Annotated in this window: 4 protein-coding genes; all 4 read left to right on the top strand. The window is 63.6% G+C overall.

The genetic code is table 11. The features are described from left to right. Positions 1 to 71 precede the first annotated feature (71 nt). Genes ACE04F_RS18305 through ACE04F_RS18290 form a run of 4 tightly spaced genes read left to right on the top strand, consistent with a single transcriptional unit; the run spans position 72 to position 4,678 of the window. On the top strand, positions 72 to 2,048 hold the full coding sequence (locus ACE04F_RS18305) for a hypothetical protein (RefSeq protein WP_486108908.1): 1,977 nt from the start codon (positions 72 to 74) through the stop codon (positions 2,046 to 2,048). Continuing rightward, positions 2,045 to 2,734: a GNAT family N-acetyltransferase gene (locus ACE04F_RS18300; RefSeq protein ID WP_486108872.1), complete on the top strand. Its 690-nt coding sequence runs from the start codon at positions 2,045 to 2,047 to the stop codon at positions 2,732 to 2,734. Before ACE04F_RS18305 ends, ACE04F_RS18300 begins: the two co-directional genes overlap by 4 nt. A gap of 5 nt (positions 2,735 to 2,739) precedes the next feature. Next, a complete protein-coding gene (locus tag ACE04F_RS18295) occupies positions 2,740 to 3,912 on the top strand; it encodes a GNAT family N-acetyltransferase (RefSeq protein ID WP_486108870.1) in 1,173 nt (390 codons plus the stop codon). Further along, positions 3,884 to 4,678, top strand: a complete 795-nt coding sequence (locus ACE04F_RS18290; protein ID WP_486108868.1) for a ChbG/HpnK family deacetylase — start codon at positions 3,884 to 3,886, stop codon at positions 4,676 to 4,678. Before ACE04F_RS18295 ends, ACE04F_RS18290 begins: the two co-directional genes overlap by 29 nt. The last annotated feature ends 25 nt before the right edge of the window (positions 4,679 to 4,703 follow it).

Raw genomic sequence — 4,703 nt, 5'->3', positions numbered from 1 at the left:
CACATAGGTTTGGGGTTGGGCAGGGTATTTGTGTTCTCCAAATTTCCACTGTGGGAGCGAGCTTGCTCGCGATGGGGCCAGTGGGGTGCATGCGAAAAGTCGGCGCCGGTCTATGCCTTCTGGCCCTCGCAGCATCGGCCCATGGCGCGTCCATGCAATGGACCGGTATCCGCGACGGCAGCCTGTACCTGCAGACCGACCAGCCGAGCACTGTGACCGTACGCTGGGTGCCCGCCTGGCAGGCCGATGCCAATGCCGAACACCTTTACCTGCTCGACGGCCAGGGGCGCCTGGCCGGTGAACGCCTGGTCGAGGCGGCACAGACCCGTGGCGAGCAGCAGTGGCCGCTGCGGCCTGGTGCCGCCAGTTATCGCCTGGAAATTCCCGGCTACAGTTTCCGCCGTTATACGGTAGAGCACGACGCGCGCACCCGTGCCCTGTTCGCCCCGGCGAAAGTGCATTTCAGCGCCGAAGCCCACGATGGCGACGAGTTGTACTTCAAGGTGGCGGCCGGCGAACGCGCAGTGCTGGCGGGTAAATTCCATGACGGCGTGCGTGCGCTGCAAGCCCGGCGCGTCGGCGATGGCAAACAGCTCCAGCTGAATCTCAAACCGTACCGCGCCTATTGGCAGTTCGATCAGGTCGCGCTGCCGGTGGCTGACGTCGAGCAGACCTGGCGTTTGCACTTGCAAGGCAACGGCAAGGTAGCGTTCTGGCTCGACGGTAGCGCCAACCTGTTTGCCCAGGACCCGGCGCAGTTGCAGCCGGTGCGCCAGGATCCGGGCCAAACCCACCTGACCCTCCATGACGCTGTGCTCGGCCCCACCCCCAGCTTGGGCATGTCCCTGCCCTATGTGTTGCCGCCACCGTCCGCCTACGCGGTGATCGATACCCTCAAGCCCCGATCGGCCACCTACTACAGCTTCGTCGATGTCACGGCGGCCAAGGCCGATCATGAGGATGCGTTCCGGCGCTTGTACCAGGATCGCTTCGGCATCACCCGAGATATCACCCTCTTGGCCGGCAGCCAACGCAAGGCCGATCTGCGCGCCGACCGGACCAGCAACAACGGCCTGCAAGCCTGGCTCGACTCGACCCGCGCCTTGGGCGGCAAGGGCCTCCATTACCTGAGCTTCGCCGACGAGCCGAACCTCAACTATCCAGACTTCGCCAGCTTCCACCAGATGTTCGAAAGCCTGGCCGCCCAGGTCCGCGCCAACGACGCCAATGCCCGCGCCGGAGTGCGCATCGCCATGCCGGCCAGCTCCCGATTCACCAATGGCCCGCTGGCCGAAAACGCGGCGGATCGGCGCGGCATCGATTGGGCACGGCGCCTGCTGGAAACCTCCGGCGACCAGATCGACGCCCTGGCCTGGCATGAATGGATGGTCCGCGACTTGCTGGCGACCCGGGTCTATCGCAACAGCGTCCGCCAGGCCGCCGAGCTGGTGGGCCTGGACAGCCAGGGCCGGCCGCGCAAAGCCTTGCTGCTGGATCAGACCAACATCTCCAGCGGCTCGAGCCTCAGCCCCTACGATCAGGAAACCCACTATGCCGCGTTGTGGTGGGCCTCGGTAGCGATCAACGCTTCCGCCGACGGCTGGCTGGACATGCTCAACTGGTTCCAGTCCGCCGACGAGCCGCAATACCCCAAAGGCATGGTGCGAGTGCTGGAGAACCAGCGCTTCGAACTCAAGCCGGTGGGCCTGGCCCAGCAATTCATTCAGCAGCACTGGCTCGACCAGGTGCTGCGCCTGGACAACGACGCGTTTGAAGTCGATGCGCTGGCCATGGCCACCGGGCGGCAACGCAGCCTGCTCGGCGTGAACAAAAGCACCCGTGCCCATCACGTCAGCCTGCAGGGCACGGCCTGCCCGCAGCCCGGCGCCAGCCTGGAGTATTTCGGCCCCGACAACATCAGCCGCAACGTCCCGTTCGACTGCAAGGCCGGCCAGGTCGGATTTCTCCTCCCAGGAGAAACCGTATTCGCCCTGCGCTGGACTGCCACCCTTTCCCCCCAACCCGCCATGCGTCAGGAGGCTCCATGAACGCTCTGCAAAAATTGCGTGATCGCATTCAGAAAAAAGGCCTGCGTTCCGTTTTCAAATTGCTGGTACGCCGCTTCGTGTTTTTCCATTCGCAACTGGTATGGCTGGAACACGATGTGAGAATCCCGCTGCGGCCGCATACCCTCAGGCCCTACCCACCGGTACGTCGCGAGTTCATCACCGTCGAAAACGCCGACGCTTTCGCCAGGCATTTCGGCGACCGCGTCGAAACCATGCGCGAGCTGGCCGCAGAAGGTTATACCGGCCTGATGTACCTGGACGACAAGGGCGACACCGTCGGTTTCGCCTGGGCCAGTACACGAGACTATTTTGATCGCCACTTCTATGGCTGCTGGTTCCCGATCAAGCCTGGTGAATACTTCCAGTTCGGTGGCGAGATGATCCGTGCGTACTGGGGCTCCCAATTGTCGGCGGATGTACAAACCGACATATGGAAAGTCATGGCGGACAAGGGCTGCGAAAAAATGGTCGATGTCTGCGATCTGCAGAACACCCCAGCGATCAAGATGCACATCCGCATGGACTTCCAGGAACGCGGCCAGATCACCCATGTGTATTGCCTGTTTGGGCGTTTCCGGTTCTTTCGCGACACGTTCTACAGCGGCTCGGTACTCGACGGCTTCCGTAAACCGGCCCGGCCGGTTGCATCGGCTGCGGCGGCCTGACGTCCATGGCGATCCGGTTCCAGTGGTGTCGCTCGCTGAGCGTGGCGGAGTTTCCTGCAACGGCTTATGAAGAGCTGCGAACCCAGGTGGTCGACGCTACGCCGTTCAATACGCTGGCCTGGCTGCAAGCGGCGGAATTCGCCCTCGCGCCCGACCAGCAACTCCATGTGCTGCTGGGCTGGCAGGACCAGACACTGTGCCTGTGCCTGCCTCTGGTAGCGGGGCAGGAGCGCATCGGTGGGCTGCGCTTTCGGGTGTTGCATCACTTGGGGTTTCCACTGGCTGACCGTATCGCCCTGCTGGTGCGCATGGACGCCGAAGCCATGGGCCAGGCGCTGGTGCAGATCCGCCAGCAGGTGCCTCACGCGTTGCTGCAATTGAATGAAGTGATCGAGCCGGTCGGCGAACAAAGCGTGCTCAGTGCCTGGATGGCGCTGAGTTCAACCGGCGAACGGCGGCTCAGTTGCCGGGTCCCGGTGCACCTGATCAGCGACAGCGATCATCAGGAAATCACCGGCGATCCGCGTTACAAGTTGCGCCGCGCGCGCAAGCGGATCGCCGCTTGCGGTGCCGAAATACGTCGGGTGACGCCGGATGCCATCGGCATGGGGCAGCTGCTGCGGGCTCTCGCTGAAGTCGAGGCGGCCAGTTGGAAAGGCGAAGAAGGTGTCGGTATCTTCGCCGACCCCGGGCGCCGGCAATGGATGAACCTTGCCTTCACCGCCCTCGCCGCCCAAGGCCTGGTGCGGGTGGTGATGCTGGAGCTGAACGGCGAGTGCATCAGCTATCGCCTCGGCCTGCTCGACCAGGGACGGCTGTACGACTACAACCTGGCGTTCCTGCCGCGGCACGCCGACCTGGGCAGCGGTCGGGTCTTGCTCGAAGAGTGGATCCGCTGGGGGCTGGACGAGAACTGGCGGTGGATCGATGCATCACGCGTCAGTCTGGAGAATTCCAGCCATCAACTGCACGAACGTATGACCGGCCAACTTGAGCACTGGCGCTGGAGTTTCTATTCCTGGCGGCCCGACGGCCTGCTCCTGGGGTTCGCCCTGCGGCTATGGAAAAGCCTGAAGCCCTGGCTCGGCAAGCGCCGCGCCAAACCGCCCGCGACGACGTCGCCCACTGCCGAAAAGCCGGAGGACACACATGCCTCGCCAAGTGATCGTCAACGCTGATGACTTCGGGCTCAGCCTCGATGAAAACCAGCTGATTCTGCGAGCCTTCGAGGCGGGCGTGATCAGCTCCGCCACGGCCATGGCCAACATGCCGGGGTTTGACCAGGCGTGCGAACTGGCCCGACACCCACTGCTTGAAGGGCGCATCGGCCTGCATTTCAATCTCAGTTACGGACCGCCGCTGAGCCAGGCAATCAGGACACGGCAGACGTTCTGCAATGCAACAGGCGAATTCGACCTCAATCTGTCGCGCTACAGCCTGCGGCTGGGGACGGATGACCTGGCGGCCGTGGAAGAAGAACTCCAGGCGCAGTGGCAATACTGCCTGGACCGTGGCCTGCGTCCGAGCCATCTGGACTCTCATCAGCATGTACACAACATCTGGCCCGTCGGCGAACTGGTGGCTCGCTTCGCCGCTCGGCAAGGCGTGCCCATGCGCCTGGCACGTAACCTGGGACCGAACCTGAGCGTGGCCAAACGCATCTTCAAAACCCTGCTCAACCGCCGCTTGCGCAGGCTCTGCGGCGCAACGGCGGATTATGTCTGCACGCCAGCGGACCTGCATCACGCGGCGCCACCGAAGCATGGTTCGCTGGAAGTGATTGTTCATCCGCTGCAACTGGACGGGGATTTTGGCGACGCCAGCCTGGCCCGCGACAACTCGCTGACCCAAGTGCTGCACAGGCGCCTGGCGGGGGTGCCGAAGGTGGGGTATGGCGAGCGGGGGCGGGAGTTTGAGCGAATTGAGTTTGGCGATCTGTACTGACAAAAGGCTGGTCTGCCGCAGGCCC

The sequence above is a fragment of the Pseudomonas sp. AGC41 genome (genome assembly GCF_057334555.1).
The sequence above is the reverse complement of the archived record's forward strand: the minus strand, read 5'-3'. Positions and strand labels throughout refer to the sequence as shown.